The sequence below is a fragment of the Amycolatopsis sp. cg13 genome (assembly GCF_041346965.1).
GTDB lineage: Bacteria > Actinomycetota > Actinomycetes > Mycobacteriales > Pseudonocardiaceae > Amycolatopsis.
On sequence record NZ_CP166848.1, the window covers coordinates 1,222,167 to 1,241,233 of the forward strand.

The 19,067-nt window shown below is 70.9% G+C and carries 19 protein-coding genes; 11 read left to right on the plus strand and 8 right to left on the minus strand.

The window, feature by feature from the left end; translation table 11 throughout:
• Positions 1-3 precede the first annotated feature (3 nt).
• Complete coding sequence (gene lepB / locus AB5I40_RS05445) at positions 4-897, plus strand: signal peptidase I (RefSeq protein ID WP_370937304.1); 894 nt, start codon at positions 4-6, stop codon at positions 895-897.
• Positions 898-1,291: 394 nt separating this feature from the next.
• On the opposite strand, the gene AB5I40_RS05450 is transcribed toward lepB, so the two are convergent.
• A complete protein-coding gene (locus tag AB5I40_RS05450) occupies positions 1,292-1,747 on the minus strand; it encodes a nuclear transport factor 2 family protein (RefSeq protein ID WP_370937305.1) in 456 nt (151 codons plus the stop codon).
• Positions 1,748-1,941: 194 nt separating this feature from the next.
• Between AB5I40_RS05450 and AB5I40_RS05455 the strand changes: the two genes are divergently transcribed.
• Positions 1,942-2,433: an ATP-binding protein gene (locus AB5I40_RS05455; protein WP_370937306.1), complete on the plus strand. Its 492-nt coding sequence runs from the start codon at positions 1,942-1,944 to the stop codon at positions 2,431-2,433.
• A 71-nt stretch (positions 2,434-2,504) separates the two neighbouring features.
• Here AB5I40_RS05455 and AB5I40_RS05460 read toward each other — a convergent pair whose 3' ends face one another.
• The 3 genes from AB5I40_RS05460 to AB5I40_RS05470 all read right to left on the minus strand — a co-directional run bounded on the left by AB5I40_RS05460 (position 2,505) and on the right by AB5I40_RS05470 (position 5,247).
• Positions 2,505-3,134, minus strand: coding sequence for a DsbA family oxidoreductase (locus AB5I40_RS05460; RefSeq protein WP_370937307.1), 630 nt, complete (start codon positions 3,132-3,134; stop codon positions 2,505-2,507).
• A gap of 49 nt (positions 3,135-3,183) precedes the next feature.
• Positions 3,184-4,248 carry a DUF3592 domain-containing protein gene (locus AB5I40_RS05465; RefSeq protein ID WP_370937309.1) on the minus strand — a complete coding sequence of 355 codons (1,065 nt, stop codon included), beginning with the start codon at positions 4,246-4,248 and terminating at the stop codon, positions 3,184-3,186.
• Between the two features lie 141 nt (positions 4,249-4,389).
• A complete protein-coding gene (locus AB5I40_RS05470; RefSeq protein ID WP_370937310.1) occupies positions 4,390-5,247 on the minus strand; it encodes a DMT family transporter in 858 nt (285 codons plus the stop codon).
• Positions 5,248-5,331: 84 nt separating this feature from the next.
• Here AB5I40_RS05470 and AB5I40_RS05475 point away from each other — a divergent pair, with 84 nt between their 5' ends.
• Positions 5,332-6,219 carry a LysR family transcriptional regulator gene (locus AB5I40_RS05475; protein WP_370937311.1) on the plus strand — a complete coding sequence of 296 codons (888 nt, stop codon included), beginning with the start codon at positions 5,332-5,334 and terminating at the stop codon, positions 6,217-6,219.
• Between the two features lie 39 nt (positions 6,220-6,258).
• Positions 6,259-6,759 (plus strand): peptide-methionine (S)-S-oxide reductase MsrA, encoded by a 501-nt coding sequence (msrA, locus tag AB5I40_RS05480; RefSeq protein ID WP_370937312.1) that lies wholly within the window; start codon positions 6,259-6,261, stop codon positions 6,757-6,759.
• 6 nt (positions 6,760-6,765) lie between these two features.
• On the opposite strand, the gene AB5I40_RS05485 is transcribed toward msrA, so the two are convergent.
• On the minus strand, positions 6,766-7,986 hold the full coding sequence (locus AB5I40_RS05485) for an MFS transporter (RefSeq protein ID WP_370937313.1): 1,221 nt from the start codon (positions 7,984-7,986) through the stop codon (positions 6,766-6,768).
• A gap of 324 nt (positions 7,987-8,310) precedes the next feature.
• Here AB5I40_RS05485 and AB5I40_RS05490 point away from each other — a divergent pair, with 324 nt between their 5' ends.
• The 4 genes from AB5I40_RS05490 to AB5I40_RS05505 are packed head-to-tail and all read left to right on the plus strand — an operon-like array spanning position 8,311 to position 13,248.
• Complete coding sequence (locus tag AB5I40_RS05490; protein WP_370940460.1) at positions 8,311-9,888, plus strand: ABC transporter substrate-binding protein; 1,578 nt, start codon at positions 8,311-8,313, stop codon at positions 9,886-9,888.
• Positions 9,885-10,844, plus strand: coding sequence for an ABC transporter permease (locus AB5I40_RS05495; protein WP_370937314.1), 960 nt, complete (start codon positions 9,885-9,887; stop codon positions 10,842-10,844). The genes AB5I40_RS05490 and AB5I40_RS05495 overlap by 4 nt, the downstream gene beginning before the upstream one ends.
• Positions 10,837-11,661, plus strand: a complete 825-nt coding sequence (locus AB5I40_RS05500) for an ABC transporter permease (RefSeq protein WP_370937315.1) — start codon at positions 10,837-10,839, stop codon at positions 11,659-11,661. Before AB5I40_RS05495 ends, AB5I40_RS05500 begins: the two co-directional genes overlap by 8 nt.
• A gap of 3 nt (positions 11,662-11,664) precedes the next feature.
• The gene (locus tag AB5I40_RS05505) at positions 11,665-13,248 is read left to right on the plus strand and encodes a dipeptide ABC transporter ATP-binding protein (protein ID WP_370937316.1); all 1,584 of its coding nucleotides are present in this window, start codon (positions 11,665-11,667) and stop codon (positions 13,246-13,248) included.
• Positions 13,249-13,250: 2 nt separating this feature from the next.
• Here the strand turns inward: AB5I40_RS05505 and AB5I40_RS05510 are convergent, their stop codons facing one another.
• Positions 13,251-14,222, minus strand: coding sequence for a zinc-binding alcohol dehydrogenase family protein (locus AB5I40_RS05510; protein ID WP_370937317.1), 972 nt, complete (start codon positions 14,220-14,222; stop codon positions 13,251-13,253).
• A 101-nt stretch (positions 14,223-14,323) separates the two neighbouring features.
• Here AB5I40_RS05510 and AB5I40_RS05515 point away from each other — a divergent pair, with 101 nt between their 5' ends.
• Together AB5I40_RS05515 and AB5I40_RS05520 are read left to right on the plus strand one after the other, a co-directional pair.
• Positions 14,324-15,346: an LLM class flavin-dependent oxidoreductase gene (locus tag AB5I40_RS05515; RefSeq protein ID WP_370937318.1), complete on the plus strand. Its 1,023-nt coding sequence runs from the start codon at positions 14,324-14,326 to the stop codon at positions 15,344-15,346.
• A 25-nt stretch (positions 15,347-15,371) separates the two neighbouring features.
• A complete protein-coding gene (locus AB5I40_RS05520; protein ID WP_370937319.1) occupies positions 15,372-16,151 on the plus strand; it encodes a nitroreductase/quinone reductase family protein in 780 nt (259 codons plus the stop codon).
• Positions 16,152-16,387: 236 nt separating this feature from the next.
• Here the strand turns inward: AB5I40_RS05520 and AB5I40_RS05525 are convergent, their stop codons facing one another.
• Positions 16,388-16,945 carry a hypothetical protein gene (locus tag AB5I40_RS05525; protein WP_370937320.1) on the minus strand — a complete coding sequence of 186 codons (558 nt, stop codon included), beginning with the start codon at positions 16,943-16,945 and terminating at the stop codon, positions 16,388-16,390.
• Positions 16,946-16,949: 4 nt separating this feature from the next.
• The gene (locus tag AB5I40_RS05530) at positions 16,950-17,813 is read right to left on the minus strand and encodes an aminoglycoside phosphotransferase family protein (protein ID WP_370937321.1); all 864 of its coding nucleotides are present in this window, start codon (positions 17,811-17,813) and stop codon (positions 16,950-16,952) included.
• A 136-nt stretch (positions 17,814-17,949) separates the two neighbouring features.
• Here AB5I40_RS05530 and AB5I40_RS05535 point away from each other — a divergent pair, with 136 nt between their 5' ends.
• On the plus strand, positions 17,950-19,065 hold the full coding sequence (locus tag AB5I40_RS05535) for an LLM class flavin-dependent oxidoreductase (RefSeq protein ID WP_370937322.1): 1,116 nt from the start codon (positions 17,950-17,952) through the stop codon (positions 19,063-19,065).
• The last annotated feature ends 2 nt before the right edge of the window (positions 19,066-19,067 follow it).

Here is a 19,067-nt window from a genome sequence, read left to right on the forward strand (position 1 = left end):
GACGTGGCCGACCCGATCCCTCAAGTCCCTGCCCCCGGCGAGCCCGGATCCGAGCGTCCCGGCGAGGACGAGCCGCCCAAGAAGGGCCGGCGGAAGCGTCCGTTCTGGCAGGAGCTGCCGATCCTGATCGGGATCGCGCTGGTGCTGACGATCCTGATCCAGCAGTTCGTCGCGAAGGTGTTCCTGATCCCGTCGGCGTCGATGGAGACGACGCTGCACGGCTGCGACGGCTGCTTCGGCGACCGGGTCGTGGTCGACCGCGTCACCTACGATTTCACCGATCCCGCGCCCGGCGACGTCATCGTCTTCCGCGGCCCGCAGCCGTGGACCGCGAACGAGATCGCCCCGCAGGAATCGGGCAACGTCTTCACGAAGGCGTTGCGCGGCCTCGGTTCGCTCGTCGGCTTCGCGCCGCCGGACGAGCGGGACTTCGTGAAGCGCGTCATCGCCGTCGGCGGGCAGACCGTCCAGTGCTGCGACCCGAAGGGCCGCGTCCTCGTCGACGGCAAACCTCTCGACGAGCCCTACATCCACTGGCTCGACCAGCCGCCGTCGGTGCGGCAGACGTTCCCGCCGGTCACCGTGCCGAAGGGCAGCCTCTGGGTGATGGGCGACAACCGCGAGAACTCGTGCGACTCCCGCTGCCAGGGCGGCGGCGGGGTGAACGGGACCGTCCCGGTGGACGACGTCATCGGCAAGGCCCGCGTGATCGTCCTGCCGCCGTCGCGGTGGGGCGGCGTCAGCGACCACGATCCGCAAGCCGCGCCCGCCGCGCCCGCCGCGCTCGGCGCCCCCGCGTGGCAACAGGGAATCCCGCTCGGGGCGGGCGCTCTGCTGGCATTCCCGACGCTCGCCGCCGGGCGCGGTCTGCGGCGGAAGCTGAGCAAACAGGACTGACCCGCCCTCCCGACCGGAAACCCCCATGCCGCATGGAGTGCAGCCCCCGCACCCGCTGCGGCATGGGGGTTTTATCAGCAGTGCGGTGTGCGGCCTTGCGGCGGCGACGCGGAGCGCCGGACGGCCCCGCGACCCCCTGATTCCCGCGCGCGCCGGGCCGGTCGCCAGGGCGAGAACCCCCGCGCGCCACTGAAAACCGCATTGGGGCGGTCCGCGGCCGGTGAGCGGTCTGGCGGCCTGCCACGGCCAAGATCCAAACTGGAGCCGCGCGCCGCCGCCTTCACCGGCCCGAAGTCCGCCCTGCCGGTTCCGAAGTCCGCACCGTTGGTCTCAGCCGCGCGCCGCCGCCTTCACCGGCCGGAAGTCCGCACCGCTGATCTCAGCCGCGCATGGGTCACTGCCCGGAACTGGCCGCCCGCACGACGTCCAGCCGGAGATGCCGCGTCAAATCCCCGGTCATCCGCAGCGCCGGCGTCCGCTCCGCGAAGAGCCACTCGTCCCCGCGCCGGAAGAACCGGTCGTCGTAGTGCCCGGCGGCGACGGGCTGCAGCGGAAAGTCGGCCGTCGCTTGGAAAACGGTGAAGTAGCTGTGCGCCGAAGCCGTGTCCTCCTCGGCCTTGATCCGGACGTTCGTCGTCACGTGCCGGGTCCTCGGTGTGCCGTCGGAGTGGAGGATCAGGATGTCGCGGAACCAGTTCTCCACGGCCTCCCGCCCGGTCCGGCCGCCGCCGCTGTGCAGGGTTCCCTCGCGGAACAATTCGCCCACCCCGGCCAGATCGCCGGCGTCGATGCACGCGGCGTAGGTCATGATCAGGTCCTGGATCGCCCACCGGGCCGAGTCTGCCGACATCCGGCCAGCATAGGAGTTCCACAGTGGACAACGGCCGGACAAGAGACCCCGCCGGAGCCCGGAACCGCGCCCGGACCTGTGACCTGCGGTTCTCCCGTACACCGCCCTCCCGCCGCAGCCTGCTCCGGCGGCGGTGGCATGATGCCCGCACGGTCCCGGCCGATCGGACCGCTCGCCGAGGAGGAAGGTGACGCTTGAGCACGCGCACTACCCAGGTGGACGACCTCCGGCTGGTGGCGCAGCCGAGCGCGGTCCCGTGCACCGAGCTGTTCGTCCGCCTGATCCTGACCGACTGGTCGCTGATGCCGATGCTGGAGCAGGTCACGAACGCCGCCGTCCGGCTGGTCGGCGACGTCGTCGACCAGAGCAGCCCGTCCGCGCCCGCTTTCGTGACCGTCCGGCTGCAGCTGCGCGGCGACCGGCTCGTCATCGAGGTCGACGACGACCTGATCGCCCCGTCCCCGCCGGGCGACGAGCGGATCGGCGTGCGCCCCGGCGAGCGCGGCGGCCGCACCACGTGGTGCGAACTGGCGCTGCCCGGCGGGATTTCGGCGGGCCAGGTCCGGCTGCCGCGCCGGGGCGACCGCCGCACGCTGGTGGACGAGCCCGTCTCCGGCGAACCGGTCACCGCGGACCCGCAGGTGCTGGAACGGCTTCTCAACCGCCTCAGCACCTGGTCCGAGTAGTCGCTCCGAGAGGGACGCCCGGCTGCTTCCCGGCGGCCGGGCCGATCCCGGCGGCGAAGAACGACCCGGCCTCAGCGTCCGGCGGAAGCCTCCCAAGCCTGCTCCAGCGCCTGCGCGAACACCTCCACCGACTGCCCGCCGGAAACGCCGAACCGCCGTCCCAGCACGAAAAACGGCACCCCGCCCGCGCCCAGCTCCGCAGCTTCGCGCTCCTCCGCCCGGACGGCGTCCGCATACCGCGACGGATCGGCCAGCACCGCTTCCGCCTCCGCACGCGGCAATCCGGCTTCCTCGGCCACCTCCGCCAGGACGTCCGAAGTGAACACTGCCCGAGCCTCAGCGAAATTCGCGCGGAACAACGCCGACACCATTTCGTGCTCCAACCCCTTCTCGCGGGCCAGGTGCAGCAGGCGGTGCGCGTCGAAGGTGTTGCCGATTTCCCGGTCAGTCCGGTAGCCGAGCCCTTCCGCTTCGGCGAGCCCGGCGACCCGCTGCTCCATCTCGCCGGCCTGCGGCCCGTACTTCGCGGTGAGCATGTCCAGCAACGGCTCGGTGCCGGTCTTCCCGGGGTCCAGTTCGAACGACCGGTACGTCACGGTCACCTCGTCCCGGTGCTCGAACCCGGCCAGCGCCTTCTCGAACCGCGCCTTCCCGAGGTAGCACCACGGGCACACGACATCGCTCCAGATTTCCACCTGCATGCCGCCAGCGTAGAACGCCTGCCGGTGCGCACCGGCGGGCGAGGTCGCATCACCGCACCAGGTTGAACAAGCGCCGAACGCGCTCGCCTTGGGCGACGGCGGGCATGGCGTTCGGCCGTCGCCTCCATCGGCCGTGCGGGAACAGCACGACCATGTCCCGTCCCGTTCCGCCCACCCAGGCCGGCGCGTCCTTCACGACAGCACACCCGCGAGTCGACCAGGTTTGGCTCAAGCAGATTCCGGAGCCGTCGCGGTACCGCACCAGGATGTCCGGTCCCCGCGTCTTCCTGGGCGCGGGGTCGGGCACGACCGTCACCGCTGCCGCGCGCCAACCGGTGCGGCGCACTTCCCGGCGACGACGGCGCCACCCCACGGCCGCCGCCACCGCGGAAGGCAAACCGAGCAGAGCCAGAAGCATCGGCACCAGATCGACGCCGACGAGGACCTGGTTCTCGTTTTTCTCGTCGACGGTCCGCACGTCGTCGGGGTCCGCCGGGTCGTAGACCACCGTCACATTGTCGCCCGGCAGGTAGCGCCAGTGGGAGCTCCGCACGATCTCGGCAGTTCGGGTCGCTCCCCCGGCCACGTAACGCACCCACATCGACGGCGCCCCGTGCCCGCTCTTCGGGTCGTTGACGCTCAGCACCTCCCCCGCGGTCCAGGCTCCGGTGGCCAGCAGGGTCTCCGCCGACGACTCGATGCGGCCCATTCCCACGACGCATCCGACGAGAACGACGACCCAGCACCCCACGAACCCCCACGCCCGGATCCCGGTGCCCCGCAGCCGCCGGATCTCGGCGTCCAGGTCGATCGCCGCCTGCCCGTCGTGCTCGTCGCGCGGCGGCAGCCACCGCCCGTCGTCCGCCCGCGCCGCGACCCGGCGGCCCAGCCGACGGGCACGGGAGACGGAGAACACCGCCAAGGACAACGACGCGACGACAATGGCGATGTCGGCCGCCAACTCACCGTCTTCCAGGACGTAGCCGGGGTACAGCAGCGACCAGGCTGTCCCGGCGGCGAAGACCGCGAACACCAGCACGCCCAGCACCGCAGCGGCAAGCCACCAACCGCGCCGCGACCGCGACTTCCCCCGCACAGCCCCACCCAGCCGCATTGGCCAAGCATAGGCCCGAAAACCCCTCTGCGACCAAGCGATTCTCCGCCGGAGCGCCGACACCGGCGGAAGCCCGGCCAGCGGATGGCGCGAGGGTTTCGCCTTTGGCCAGAAAGCTCCCCAGGTTTCGCCAGACCCGCCCTAGACGGCGGTCTTCACCGGTTCCCGCGCCCCAGTCCGTTCCGCGCCGATGCCCGCGGCCACCACGAACGCGATCCCGGCCACCGCCGCGACATTCGGCACCTGGTGCAGCACGATCAGCCCGAGCACCAGCGCGATCGCGGGTTCCAGGCTCATCAGCGTCCCGAACGCCGACGCCGTCAACCGCCGCAGCGCCAGCATTTCCAGGCTGAACGGCACCACCGGCACGAGCACCGCCAGCCCGAGCCCGGCGAGCACCAGCGGCCACGTCAGGTCGCCGACCACCGCCGGCGCGTGCACGACGGTGGCGACCAGACCGGCCACCGGCATCGACACCGCCAGCCCGCGCAGACCCGACACCTCGTCGCCGACTCGTTGCGTCAGCACGATGTACGCGCCCCAGCAGACCGCCGCCGCGAGCGCGCAGCCGAGGCCGATCAGGTCGGTCCCGCCCTGCCACGGCTGGGTCAGCAGCACCACTCCGGCCGCCGCCAGCACCGGCCACACCCGGTTTCCGCCGCGGCCGCGCACGATCGCGACGGTCAGCGGGCCGAGGAATTCCAGCGCGCTCGCCGTGCCCAGCGGCAACCGGGTCGCGGCGACCATGAACAGGATCGTCATCCCGGCCGTCGCGAAGCCGAGCACCACGCAGGTCAGCAATGCCGGACGGCGGAACGCCGACGGCCGCGGCCGCACGAGCACCAGGAGCAGCACGCCGGCCCAGGCGAGCCGCAGCCACGCGACGCCGGTCGGCCCGATCTGGTTCGCGATGTTGACCGAAACCGCCAGTCCGAGCTGGACCGACAGCATGGCGCCGACAGCCAGGGCGACACCGACGCGGGGAGTGGAGGGAAGCACGTGGTCCAGGAGAACTCATCGGGACCGTTCGTGTCCACGTGTCAATCCTGGACGTACCGTCCGGATATCCTGGACAATCGGCGGATGGAGACTCGCAGGCTGCAGTTCCTTCTCGAACTGTCGCGGCTCGGCTCGATGCGCGCGGTCGCCGACGTGCTCGAAACCACAACGTCGACCGTCTCGCAGCAAATCTCGGTGCTGGCCAAGGAAACCGGCGTCGCGCTGCTCGAACCGGATGGCCGCCGCGTACGCCTCACGCCCGCCGGGCGTCGGCTCGCCGAGCACGCCGTGACGATCCTGGCCGCCGTCGAGGCCGCCCGCGTCGATCTCGATCCCGAAGCCGAACCGGCCGGAACCGTGCGCGTCGCCGGGTTCGGGACCGGGGTGCGGCACGCCGTGCTCCCGGTCGCGGATCTTCTCGCGCAGCGGCATCCGCAGGTCCGCGTGGTGATCAGCGAGCACGAGCCCGCGGAAGCGCTGGCACAGCTCCGGACCGACGACATCGACCTCGCCCTCACCTACGACTACGACCTGGCGCCCGCGACCCACGATCCGTCGCTCGCCGTCCGTCCGCTGTGGACGGCCCCGTGGGGACTCGCCGTGCCGCGCCCGGAGGCGAACCGGGTGGAGGGCACCGGTGCCTTGGCGGTGGTCTCGGCGTTCCGCGAGCACGACTGGATCGGCAACTCCCGCAACGGCGCGGACGAGACGGTCGTCGGGACGCTGGCCTCCATGGCCGGGTTCTCGCCGCGCTTCACCCACCGCGCGGACAACCTCGACCTGGTGCAGGACTTGATCGCCGCGGGCGGCGGCGTCGGCCTGCTGCCCGAATCGTGGCCGACCCGGCCCGACGTCACCGTCCTGCCGCTGACCGGCCCCGACGTGCGGCTGCGGGCTTACGCGTGCACCCGGCGCGGGCGGGACGCGTGGCCGCCGCTCGCCCTGGTCCTCGGGCTGTTGCGCGCCGACTAGCATGGCGGTCAAGGCGGGTTCGAGCACGGAGGAGGCGACATGGCAGCGGAAAAGGCAATCCTGGCCGGCGGGTGTTTCTGGGGCATGGAGGAGCTGTTCCGCCACCAGCCCGGCGTGACCGCCACCCGCGTCGGCTACAGCGGCGGCGACGTCCCCAACGCCACCTACCGCAACCACGGCACCCACGCCGAAACCATCGAAGTCACCTACGACCCCGCCCAAACCGACTTCCGCGCGCTCCTGGAGTTCTTCTTCCAAGTCCACGACCCCAGCACCAAAAACCGCCAAGGCAACGACATCGGCGCCAGCTACCGCTCCGCCATCTTCTACACCACCGACGAGCAAAAACAAATCGCCGAAGACACCATCGCCGACGTCGACGCCTCCGGCCTCTGGCCCGGCAAAGTCGTCACCGAAGTCACCCCGGCCGGCGATTTCTGGGAAGCGGAGCCCGAGCACCAGGACTACCTGCAGCACTACCCCAACGGGTACACCTGCCACTTCCCGCGTCCCGGCTGGAAGCTGCCGAAGCGCGCCTGAGGAGTCTCAGCGCGCCATCGCGGCCTCGGCGTCGCGGAACGCCGCCGGGGACAACTGACGCCACACAAACGTCGTCCCCAGCAACTGCACCGCCGCCGCCATCACCCATACCCCGCGCAGACTCCAGTGCACCGCCACGAACCCACCGGCGAGGGCGCCCAGCGGCGTAAGACCCCAAGCCAGCGCGCGGTGACTGGTCAGCACCCGCCCCAGCAGCGCTGACGGCGTGAACCGCTGGCGGCTCGACTGCGAGCACACGTTCCAGATCAACGTCGTCCCGGTCAGGAAGATCAGCACCGCGCCGACCAGCACCGGCCACGGCGGCACGATCGCGATCAGCAACTGGCTCAGCACCGCGCACACCTGCGCGATCCGCATCGACGTCGAGTAGCCGAACCGCCGCACGAACCGGTCCACGAAGAACGACGACGCCACCCACCCGACGGCCAGGCAGGCCAGCAGCACGCCGTACCCGAACGGCGCGAGGTGCAGTTCCTTCGTGGCGTAGAGGACGAGCATCGAGTTCCCCGCGGCCGCCGCGAACGAGCCCAACGCGACCGTGATGGTGATCGACCGCAGCAACGGCGTCCCGACCAGGTAGCGCAGCCCCGCCGTGACGTCCTTCAGCGGATGCGCGGGCGTGTATACCGGCTTCGCGGACGGAATCCCGCGCGCGAGCAGCAACGCGGCGAGCGCGGCCGCGGCGGCCAGCCACGCGGGCAGTCCCGCGCTGATCCCGATCAGCAACCCCGTCGCGGGCGGGACCACGAACTGGACCATGCCGCGGTCGATCACCTGCAGCCGGGAATTGGCCATGTTGAGCTGATCCGGCGCGACGACCTCGGGCACCACCGAGCCGGCAGCGCCGTCGCCGAAGACCTGCGCCGTGGTGAGCACGAAGGCCACCACCAGCAACGCGGGAAGGCTCAGTGAACCGGTGGAACCCAGCAGCGCCAAAGAAAGCGCGGCGACGATCTGCACCGCGTACGCGAAAGCCAGCACGGTCGTCCGCCGGACCCGGTCGATCACCACTCCGGCGAACAGCGAAAGCAGCAGCCACGGCGCTTGCCCGGCGACGTTCACCAAGGACACCGCACGCGGGTCAGTGGTGATCGAGACGGCCAACAAGGGCAGCGCGGCAAGCAAAAGCCCTTCACAGGTCGAACCGGACACAGCCACCGCTTGCAGGCGGACCCAAGCCGATCCGCTCCCACCCCACCCCGCCATGTCCGCCAGTGTCCCCCGCGGCGCAACCGGTTTTCCGCAGCACACCGCCGCGTGCTCCCGCTCTCCGGACTTCCTCGCCGAACAAAACCGCGCCGGTTATCACGCGGGCGCGGGCCACGCTTTCCCTTGCGCGTCAACCGGAATCCACGCTCCCGGCCGGATCGCGGGACAGCCGCTCACCTGCTGGGACGGGCTTCAGCGAACCGCTCCGAACGGTTGAGCTGAACGCATCCGATCCGTCCCCGCTGGAGGAACTCCGTGCCCCGCCACACCCCGCCCCGACTCGGCCGTGCCGCTCGCGCGCGGTCCCGTTCCGCCTTCGCGCTGGCCCTTCCGCTGCTGCTCGCCGCCTGCGGCACGGCGGGCGGCGCGAGCCCGCAGGACGCCGGTCCCCCGCGCCCGGGCGGCACGCTGCGCCTCGGCATCTCGTCCAATCCGGACTGCATCGACCCGCAGCAGGTCAGCACGAACGCCTCGGTGAACGTCGGCCGTCAGCTGGTCGATTCGCTGACCGACCAGGACCCGAAGACCGGCGCGATCACGCCGTGGCTCGCCGACCGCTGGACGGTCAGCCCCGATTCGACGAGCTTCACCTTCCACCTCCGCTCCGGCGCGACCTTCTCCGACGGTTCTCCCGTGGACGCCGCCGCGGTGAAGACCAGCTTCGACGGCATCAAGGCGCTCGGCGCGAAGGCCCTGCTCGGGTCCAGCTACCTGGCCGCCTACCGCGGCGCGACCGTGGTCGACCCGGCGACCGTCCGGCTCGATTTCAGCCAGCCCAGCGCGCAGTTCCTGCAGGCCAGCTCCACGATGTCGCTCGGCGTGCTCGCGCCGGCCGCGTTCAAGCACACCGCCGAACAGCGCTGCCAGGGCACCGGCCTGATCGGCTCGGGCCCGTTCGTGTTCACCAGCCTGAAGCCGAACCAGAACATCGTGCTCAGCAAGCGCACCGGCTACCACTGGGGTTCGCCGTTGTGGCGGCACCAGGGCGAGGCGTACGTGGACAAGATCGACTTCCGCGTCGTGCCGGAGCCGGGTGTGCGATCTGGCAGCCTGACGTCCGGCCAGCTGGACGCGATCACCGACGTGCAGCCGGTGGACGAACCGCAGTTCTCCGGCAACGGCTTCACCGAACCGGTCCGCCCGAACCCCGGCATCGTGTTCAACCTGCACGCGAACGTGACCCGCGGCGTGCTCACGGACGAGAAGGTGCGCCAGGCGGTGTCGAAGGGCGTGAATCGGCCCGAGGTCACCAGCACCGTGCTCACCCCGAACTACAAGCCCGCCACGAGCATCCTCGGCTCCGCGACACCGCTGTACACCGATCTGTCCAAGGAACTCGCCTACGATCCGTCCGGCGCGCAGGCGCTGCTGCAGTCCGACGGCTGGGTTCCCGGCCCGGACGGCATCCGGACGAAGAACGGGCAGCGGCTGTCCGCGTCCGTGCTGTTCTCCGCGGTGTTCAACCAGAACCAGAGCGTGCTGGAGCTGCTCCAGCAGCAGCTGCGCAAGATCGGGTTCGACCTGAAGATCGAGCTGCACACCAACGCCGAGGTCACTCGGTTGCAGCAGGCCGGCGACTACGACTTCCTCTGGTACAACGTCACCCGCGCCGACCCGGACATTCTCCGGCAGCAGTTCTCCACGAAGACGAACAACCGGAGCAAGCTGCCCGCGGACAACCCGCTCGACGCGTCGCTGACCGAACAGTCGGCCACCGTCGATGCCGCGAAGCGCAAGCCAGCGGCCGAAAAAGCGCAGCGGACCATTGTGGAGCAGGCGTACTCGATCCCGGTGTTCGAGCTGACGCAGGTGCTCGGCGTCGGCCCGAACGCGCATGATGTCGGCTTCGAGGCTTCCTCGCGGCTGCAGCTGTTCGACGCCTGGGTTTCGGGCTCGTGAAAGGGTTTCCGCTGCTTCGCCGGATCCTGCAGGCCGTAGTGGTGCTGTGGGCGGCGTTCACGCTGTCGTTCATCATCCTGTACCTGCTGCCCGGCGACGCAGTGCTGACCAAACTCGGCTCGGCCGAGGGCGGTCCCAGCGCGTCGCCGGAGCAGATCGCCGCCCTGCGCGCCGAGTACGGGCTGAACGACCCGGTCATCGTGCAATACGGCAAGCACCTCCTCGCCGCGCTGCACGGCGACTTCGGCACCTCGGTGGCCACCGGCGACGACGCGACGCACCAGGTCCTCACCGCGCTGCCGCCGACGCTCGCCGTCTCCGGACTCGCCTTGGTGCTCGCGATCGTCTTCGGCGGCGGGATCGCCGTGCTGGGCACCTTCACCCGCACCCGCTGGGTGAGCCAGCTGCTGCTTTCCCTGCCGCCGCTGGGCACCTCACTGCCGACGTTCTGGGTCGGGCTGCTGCTGATCCAGCTGTTCTCGTTCCAGCTGCGACTGTTCCCGGCACTCGGCTCGACCGGTTTCGCGTCGCTGGTCCTCCCGGCGATCACCCTCGCCCTGCCGACCGGCGCGATCATCGGACAGGTGCTGGCGAAGAGCTTGCAAACGCAGCTCGCCGAGCCGTACATCGAGGTGGTGCGGGCGAAGGGCGCGAGCCGTCGCCGAGTCCACTTCGGACACGCGCTGCGCAACGCCGGACTGCCCGCGCTCACCCTGGTAGGCGTGGTCGCGGGCAACCTGCTGGCCGGGTCGGTGGTGACCGAAACCGTCTTCTCGCGCGACGGTCTCGGCCGGGTCACCGCGTCGGCCGTGACCGCGCAGGACGTGCCGGTGGTGCAGGCGGTGATCGTGCTCGCCGCGTTCTTCTTCGTGGTGCTCAACCTGGTCGTCGACCTCGTGTACCCGCTGCTCGATCCGCGGGTGTCCGTGCGCAAGGAGGTGCCCGCGCATGTCTGAAACCGTGCTGCCCCAACGGTTCCTCATCCGCCGACCCGGCCTCCTTCTCTCCGGGCTCGTGCTCGCCGCCGTGCTGATCGCCGCCTTCGCACCCACCCTGTTCACCAGCCAAGACCCCATCGCCGGCGTCCCGTCCGAACGACTCCAAGGCCCCTCGCTCGCGCACCTCTTCGGCACCGACGAGACCGGCCGCGACGTCTACGCCCGCGTCGTGCACGGAGCCGGACTCTCCCTGCGCGCAACAGTCCTCGCGGTACTCGTCGCCTTCGTCGCCGGGTCCGCGCTGGGACTCCTCGCAGGGTTCCGCGGCGGCTGGCTCGACTCGGTGGTGATGCGGATTGTCGACGTCCTCCAGGCAGTCCCGCCGATCCTGCTGTCGCTCGCGCTGGTGACCGCGCTCGGATTCGGCACCACGAACGTCGCGATCGCCGTCGGAGTCGCGCACCTCGCGTCGTTCGCCCGGCTGATGCGCGCGGAGGTGCTGCGGGTGCGCTCCGGCGTGTTCGTGGAGGCGGCCCGGGCGTCCGGCGTGCGCTGGGCGGGAGTGCTCGGGCGGCATGTGCTGCCCAACGCGCTCGGACCGGTGCTGGTGCTGGCCACGGTGACGGTCGGGATCGCGGTGCTCGAAGTGTCCGCGCTCAGTTTCCTCGGCTTCGGCGCGAGCCCGCCGACGCCGGAGTGGGGTGCCCTCGTCGCCGGCGGGCGCAATTTCCTGGCCACCGCTTGGTGGATGACCACGTTCCCGGGCTTGACTGTCGCGGCCGTCGTGCTGGCCGCGAACCGCGTGTCCCGGGCTCTCGACGGCGAACGGAGCTGACAAGTGCTGGAGATCAGCGAACTGGCGGTCTCATACCGCACCTCGGGCGGCGTGGTGCCCGCCGTGCGGGACGTGAGCCTGCGGGTCGGGGCGGGCGAGATCGTCGCGGTGGTCGGCGAATCCGGCTCCGGGAAAAGCACCACCGCACACGCCGCGATCGGGCTGCTGCCGCGCGGAGGGCTGGTCCGTCGCGGTCGGATCGCCTTCGAAGGACGCGATCTGACCGCACTGTCCGAAAAGGACTGGCGAAAGGTGCGCGGCACCGGGATCGCCCTCGTGCCGCAGGATCCGACAGTGTCGCTCAACCCGGTCCGGCGGATCGGCGAGCAGGTGGCCGAGGTGCTGCTGATCCACCGCTTGGCCGCCCGCAGCGAGGCCGCCGCTCGCGCGGTGGAACTGCTGCGAAGGGCTGGCGTCGACCGGGCGGAACTGCGCGCGCGGCAGTATCCGCACGAGCTGTCCGGCGGCCTCCGGCAACGTGTGCTGATCGCCATCGCACTCGCGGGCAACCCGCGGCTGATCATCGCCGACGAGCCGACCAGCGCGCTCGATGTGACCGTACAGAAGGAAATCCTCGACCATCTGGCGGGACTGGCCGCCGACGACGGCACCGCGATCCTGCTGATCACGCACGACCTCGGCGTGGCCGCCGACCGGGCCGCGCGGATCGCCGTCATGTCCGAAGGGCGGCTCGTCGAGGAAGGACCGGCCCGCGAACTCCTCGCCGCCCCGGCGCAGGACTACACGCAACGGCTCCTCGCCGCCGCGCCAAGTCTCAGCCGCGAACCGCTCCGGCCGCGCCGCGCGGAAGGTCCGGAGGTCTTGCTGTCGGTCGACTCGGTCTCGAAGACCTTCGCGTCGTCCCGGGCCGGTTCGGTGCAAGCCGTCGCCGACGTATCGTTCCAGCTCACCCGCGGCCGAACCCTGGCGCTGGTCGGCGAATCCGGCTCCGGCAAGACGACCACCGCACGCATGGCGGTCGGCCTGGAGACCCCCACGGCGGGCACGGTCAGCTTCGACGGCCAGGACGTCACCCGGCTGTCCCCCGCCGAACTGCGCAGGCTCCGCCGCCGGTTCCAACTCGTCTATCAGAACCCGTACACCTCGCTGAACCCGCGCTTTTCCATCGCCGACGTGATCGGCGAACCGCTGCGCGCGTTCCGCGTCGGCGGCCGGGCCGAACGGGTCGCCGAACTCGCAGACCAGGTCACGCTGCCGTCGTCAGCGCTGCGCCGGAAACCGGCCGAACTGTCCGGCGGCCAGCGCCAGCGCGCGGCGATCGCCCGGGCACTGGCGCTGCGTCCGGATCTCGTCGTACTGGACGAACCAGTGTCCGCCTTGGACGTTTCGGTGCAGGCGCAGATCCTCAACCTGCTGGTGGAACTGCAGGACGAACTCGACCTGACGTACCTGTTCATCACCCACGACCTGGCCGTGGTGCGGGAAATCGCCGACCAGGTCGGGGTGATGCGCCAGGGCAAGCTGCTCGAACTCGGCCCGGCCGACGACGTCCTGCTGCGGCCGCGCGAGCAGTACACCCGCGACCTGCTGGCCGCGATCCCCGGCGGCGAGCAGGTGCGCGCGTGACGCTAGTTGGCGAGCACCAGCCGTCCGACGGCCTCGCCCGCGTCCATCCGGCGGTGCGCCTCGCGCGCCTCCGTCATCGGCAGGACGGTGACCGGCAGCCGGATCCGGCCGTCGGTGTACAGCGGGAGGACGGCGTCCGCGGCGGGACGGGCAGGCGCGGGGTCGGCGGCCAGGAAACCGCCCACGTTGAAGCCGATCACGCCGATGTTCTTGCCCCACACGGCGTTCGAGTCCACCAGCGCGGCGGTTTCGCTGCCCGCACTGCCGACTACCAGCATGCGGCCCATCGGCGCGAGCAGGTCCAGCGATTCGATCCGCAAGTCGCCGCCCACCGGGTCGACGATGATCTCGAACCGCTCCTCGCGCAGTTCGCCAAGTTCGCCGGACAGCACGACGCGGTCGAAGCCGAGTTGCTTCGCCGCCTCGACCTGCTCGGGCCGCCGGACCGTGCCGACGACCTCGCGCGCGCCGAGCAGCCGCGCCACCTCGGGATACACCGAGGCAAGACCGCCGAGCGCACCGTGCACGAGCACGCGCGCGTCCTTCGGCAGCCGCACGGCCTCGGTGAGCGAAAGGTAGGCCGTCACGGTGTTCGCCAGTCCGGCGACCGCCTGCGCACGCTCCACTCCGGCGCCGGCCAGCGGCACGACGAGAGCGGCGGGCGCGAGCTTGACGTCGGCGTATCCGCCCATTCCGGGCAGAGTGAGCGTGACGACCTCGTCCCCGACCGAGAAGCCGCTGCCCGGACCGGCCGCGCGGATCGTGCCCGCGACCTCGAGCCCCGGCACGAGCGGCGGCTTCGGCGCGTAGTCGTACTCGGCGAGCGTGCCGCGGCGGATCAGCGCGTCGATCAGCCCGACGGACGCGTGCGAGACCGTGATAGTCACTTCGCCCGGCCCCGGAACGGGCTCGGGCACCTCGATCTCTTCGAGGACCTCGGGACCGCCGTAGCGAGTGATGGACAAAGCGCGCATCTTGCGTACTCCCCAGTGTTCTGCGTATGTGTCAGCGAGCCGGAACAACCTGGGCCGGACCGCGGTTATTCCGGCTTAGTTCACCCGAGGAGGGACGCGCCGTGCCGACCGAAACGCAACCGCTGCGCAAACTGGGTTTCCTGACGATCGGCCTGTTCGACGGCGACGACCCTCGCCCGGGCCACGAATCCACGCTGCGGGTGCTCGAACTCGGCGAGCAGCTCGGGTTCGACAGCGCCTGGGTGCGCCACCGGCACCTGCAGTACGGCATCTCGTCGCCGGTCGCGGTGCTCGCCGCGGCCACCCAGCGCACCAGCCGGATCGAGCTGGGCACCGCGGTGATCCCGCTCGGCTGGGAAAACCCGCTGCGGCTGGCCGAAGACCTCGCGACCGTCGACGTGCTGTCCGGCGGACGGCTCAACCCGGGCGTCAGCGTCAGCCCGCCGATGCACTACGACGACGTCCGGGGCGCCCTGTATCCGGACACCGGCGACCAGGAAGACTTCGGCTACGACCGCGTGTCGCGGCTGTTGTCGCTGGTCCGCGGCGAGCGCGCCTCGACGTTCAGCGGGGTCGAGGGCATCGAGACGTTCTCCGACCGCGTGCAGCCGCATTCGCCCGGCCTGGCGAGCCGCCTCTGGTACGGCGGCGCGAGCACCCGGTCAGCGGTGTGGACCGGGCAAGCCGGGATGAACTACCTGACCAGCAGCGTCGTCCGCGCAGAGGAAGGCTCGACGGACTTCGAGAAGATCCAGCTCTCGCACGTCCAGGCGTTCCGATCGCACCATCCGGACGGGGCGCGGGCACGGGTTTCGCAAGGCCTGGTGGTGATTCCGACCGACAGCGCCACGGCTGAGCAGCGCGCGAAGTACGAGGATTATGCGGCAAAACGCCTGCCGCGCACGAAAACCCCGCAGGGCCCCGGCGGTTTGCTGTTCTCGCGCGACTACGTCGGCACGTCCGCTGAAATCGCCTCGCTGCTGTACCAGCACGCCGCCTTCCGGGAGATCGACGAGGTCGCCTTCGCGCTCCCGTTCACCTTCGAGCACGAAGACTACGTGCAGATTCTCACCGACTTGGCCACCCGGCTGGGCCCGGAGCTGGGCTGGAAACCGGCGTCCTGACGGTGATGAGTGCTAGCGTGGCAGGGTGCCGGATTTCTCGTCCACAGTGGACATTGCCCGTCCTGCCGGGGACCAGCGCGACGCACTGCAGTGGGCGCGCGCGGTCTGGGAGGACGCTCCGCCGCCGATGCGGGCTTTCCTGCGCACCGGATGGCTCGGCCTGGGCCTGACCACCCGCCTGGCTCCCGAGCGGGTGCTGGGCTGGACGGTCGCTTCGGCCGAGCCGGACCGGGTCGTGCTCGAAGCGCCGTCGCCGCTGATGACGACGCGCAACATCGTGCACCTCGACGCGGACCGCGTGTACTGGACCACCGAAGTCACCTACGACCGGTTCCCGGCCCGCCAGCTGTGGGCCCTCGCCGTGCCGATCCACGACCTCGTCATCCCGGCGCGGTTGCGGCACGCCGCCGGTCGGGTACGGCCCGGTGACCTCCAGCATCAGCTCGTCACAACCTTCCAGCGACGGCTCGGCAACCCGGTGCTGTCGCGGCTCCCCGGCCAGACCCTGCTCGAAACCACCGGCCGCACCTCGGGCCTCCCCCGCCAAACCCCGATCGGCGGCCGACGAGTCGGCCAGGAATTCTGGCTGGTGTCCGAATTCGGCGAGCGGTCGCAGTACGTGCGCAACATCCAGGCCGACCCGAACGTCCGCCTGCGCCTGCACGGCCGCTGGCTGCGCGGGGTCGCCCACCTGCTTCCCGACGACGACGCCCGCGCGCGGCTGAAGTCGTTGCCGCGCCTGAACAGCACGGCGGTGCAGGCGTTCGGCACCGACCTGCTGACGATCCGGATCGACCTCGGTTAGTTCAGGTCCGCCGCAGATACGGCAATACTCGGCTCCAGAATTCCGGCCGCGCGCCGTCCTCGGGCAGCAGCTCGGGCACTGGCAGCGACGTGGAGACCAGTCGCGGCAGGCCCGGTCATCCGGGGGCGCGTGGCTTTCGTACCTGGGACGTGGCCGCCGCGGCTCGCACCCGATCGAGGTCTTCGCCGCCCAACCAGACAGGTCCGTCGGCAGCCAGCGCGTCGACCTGGACTAGCTCAGGTCCGCCGCAGATACGGCAACGCTCGGCTCCACAGTTCCGGCCGCGCGCCGTCCTCGGGCAGCGGCTCGGGCACCGGCGGCGACGGCGACGTGGAGATCAGGTCGCGGTAGGCCCGGTCATACCCGGGCGCGGGCTGCGCGCGCGGCTTTCGTACCCGGGAGGTCACGGCGGCAGCTCGCACCCGATCGAGGTCCTCTCTGCCCAGCCAGCCGGGGCCGTCGGCGGCGAGCACGAGGTCGTCGAGAGCGCTCTTGGGGTCGCCGAGGTGGTCGGCGATCAGGAGCCCGCGCACAAAGTGGAGAACAGCCCGGTCGCCAGTGCGCTCGACCCACAGCTGCAACGCCAAGTCACAGCAGTGGACGGCCGTCTTCGGCTGCCGGTGGAGAAGCGCTGAGCAGACGTCCATCAACCACGCCTCCGGCAGGTAGGCGCCGCCGTCGTTGCGCCAGCTCATCGCCGTTGTGTAGAGCTGGTGCCAATCGCCGTCCCCGAGCAGCGCGGCGCACTGCTCACGCCACCAAGACGACGGGTGCTGCGCGGGTGAAGAGACCATGGGGTCAGTCTTCCAACACGGCCTCGATGGTGCGCCGCGCATTCGCCGCCAGCACCGGATTCGTCTCCCGGTAGTACGGCAGCTGGATCAGCGCGATCGACAACGCCCAGCCCCGCCCGCGCTCCCACGTCGCGTCATCCACGCCCACCGCCTCGCGGAAGACCTCCCGCTCGGCCGCCGCGAACGTGTTCCACGCCGGGATCACGTCCACCGCCGGATCGCCGATCCCGACTCCCGCGAAATCCAGCACCGCAGTCAGCCCGCCGTCGTCGACCAGCACATTCCCCGGCGACAGATCCGCGTGCAGCCACACCGGATCCCCGCCCCACTCGGGTGCCGCGAGCGCCTTCTCCCACGCTGCGACATACGCCGGGTCACCACCGATCTGTGCGATCGCGTCCCGGGTCGGCGCGTCCCGCGTGCGCAGCGGACGACCCCGGCTGACCTCCGGTGCGCCCGCAGTATCCAGGCCGCGCAACGCTTTCACGAACGCACCCAAATCCCGTGCGACCTGCGCGTCGCCGAAATCCGGGTTGACGCCGGGCAGCCAGCGCAGCACCGACCAGTCCCATTCGAAACCTTCGCCCGGCCGTCCTTCGCCGAGCACTTCCGGCACGGCGACCGGCAGCCGAGGCGCGAGCCACCGCAGCCAGCGCTGTTCGTGGCCGATCTCGGCGGCCCCGCGAACCAGGCGCGGCAGCCGGACCACCAGCTCGCCGCCGAGCCGGAACATCGCGTTTTCCGTCCCCGACGAGGCGACGCGCGAGACCGCCAGCCCGGCCCACTGCGGAAACTGGGCCGCGACGAGGCGACGAACGAGCTCGTCGTCGATTTCCGCTTCGCCGGTGTGCATCCGATTCATCGGCATCGAGCAAACCGTCTCAGCGCGACAGCGGGCAACCGGTTTATTCCCGTCCCCGCCGACTGTCCCAGACCCTGGTTACCGTCGCCGTCGTCCCGGCTCCCGAGCCACACTGCTGGCATCCACAGGGAAAGGACGCAGCATGACAGGGCTCACCGGACCACGGCTCGCCGTCGCGCTGGAAGGCGCCGGCTGGCATCCGGCCGCGTGGCGCGAAGCCGACGCCCGCCCGGCCGACCTGCTCACCGCCGGATACTGGGCTGAGCTGGTCCGAGAAGCCGAAGCCGCGCACCTGGACTTCGTCACCTTCGAGGACTTCCTCTCCCTGCGCGATCCCGCCGAACCGGCCGCCCGCGCCGACCGTGCGCAAGCCCGGCTCGACGCGGTGTTGCTCGCCTCGCGGATCGCGCCGCTGACGTCGAACATCGGCCTGATCCCGACCGCCGTGGTCACCCACACGGAGCCGTTCCACCTGTCGAAGGCGATCGCGACGCTCGACTACGTCAGCACCGGCCGAGCCGGGGTCCGCGTGCAGGTTTCCGGAAGTCCGGCGGAATTCCAGCACTTCGGCCGCCGCACGCCGCCCGAGGTCGCCGATCTGTTCGAGGAAGCCGCTGATTACGTCGAGGTGCTGCGCCGGCTGTGGGACAGCTGGGAGGACGACGCCGAGATCCGCGACGTCGCCACCGGCCGGTTCATCGACCGCGACAAACTGCACTACATCGACTTCGAGGGCCGCTGGTTCTCCGTCAAAGGCCCGTCCATCACGCCGCGTCCGCCGCAGGGCCAGCCGATCGTCGCCGCACTCGCGCACGGTCCCGACGCCTATCGCCTCGCCGCTCGCCAGGCCGACGTCGTGTACGTGACCCCGAACGACCGCGCGCACGCCGCGTCGATCATCGACGAAATCGGTGCGCCCGTTCAGGTTTTCGCCGACCTGGCGGTCTTCCTCGACGAAACCGAGCAGGCCGCCGCCGACCGCAAGGCCCGGCTGGACGAGCGCGCCGAGTTCATCTCCGACGCGCATGTCTTCACCGGCACCCCGGCTCAGCTGGCCGATCTCCTGCTCGACTGGCACGCCGCAGGCCTGACCGGCTTCCGGCTCCGCCCCGGCGCCCTGCCGCACGACCTCACCGCCATCACCCGCGCGCTGGTCCCCGAACTGCGCGACCGGGGCGCGTTCCGCTCCGGTTACGAGGCCTCGACCCTGCGCGAGCTGCTCGGCCTGCAGCGCCCGGCCAACCGCTACGCCGCCTGATT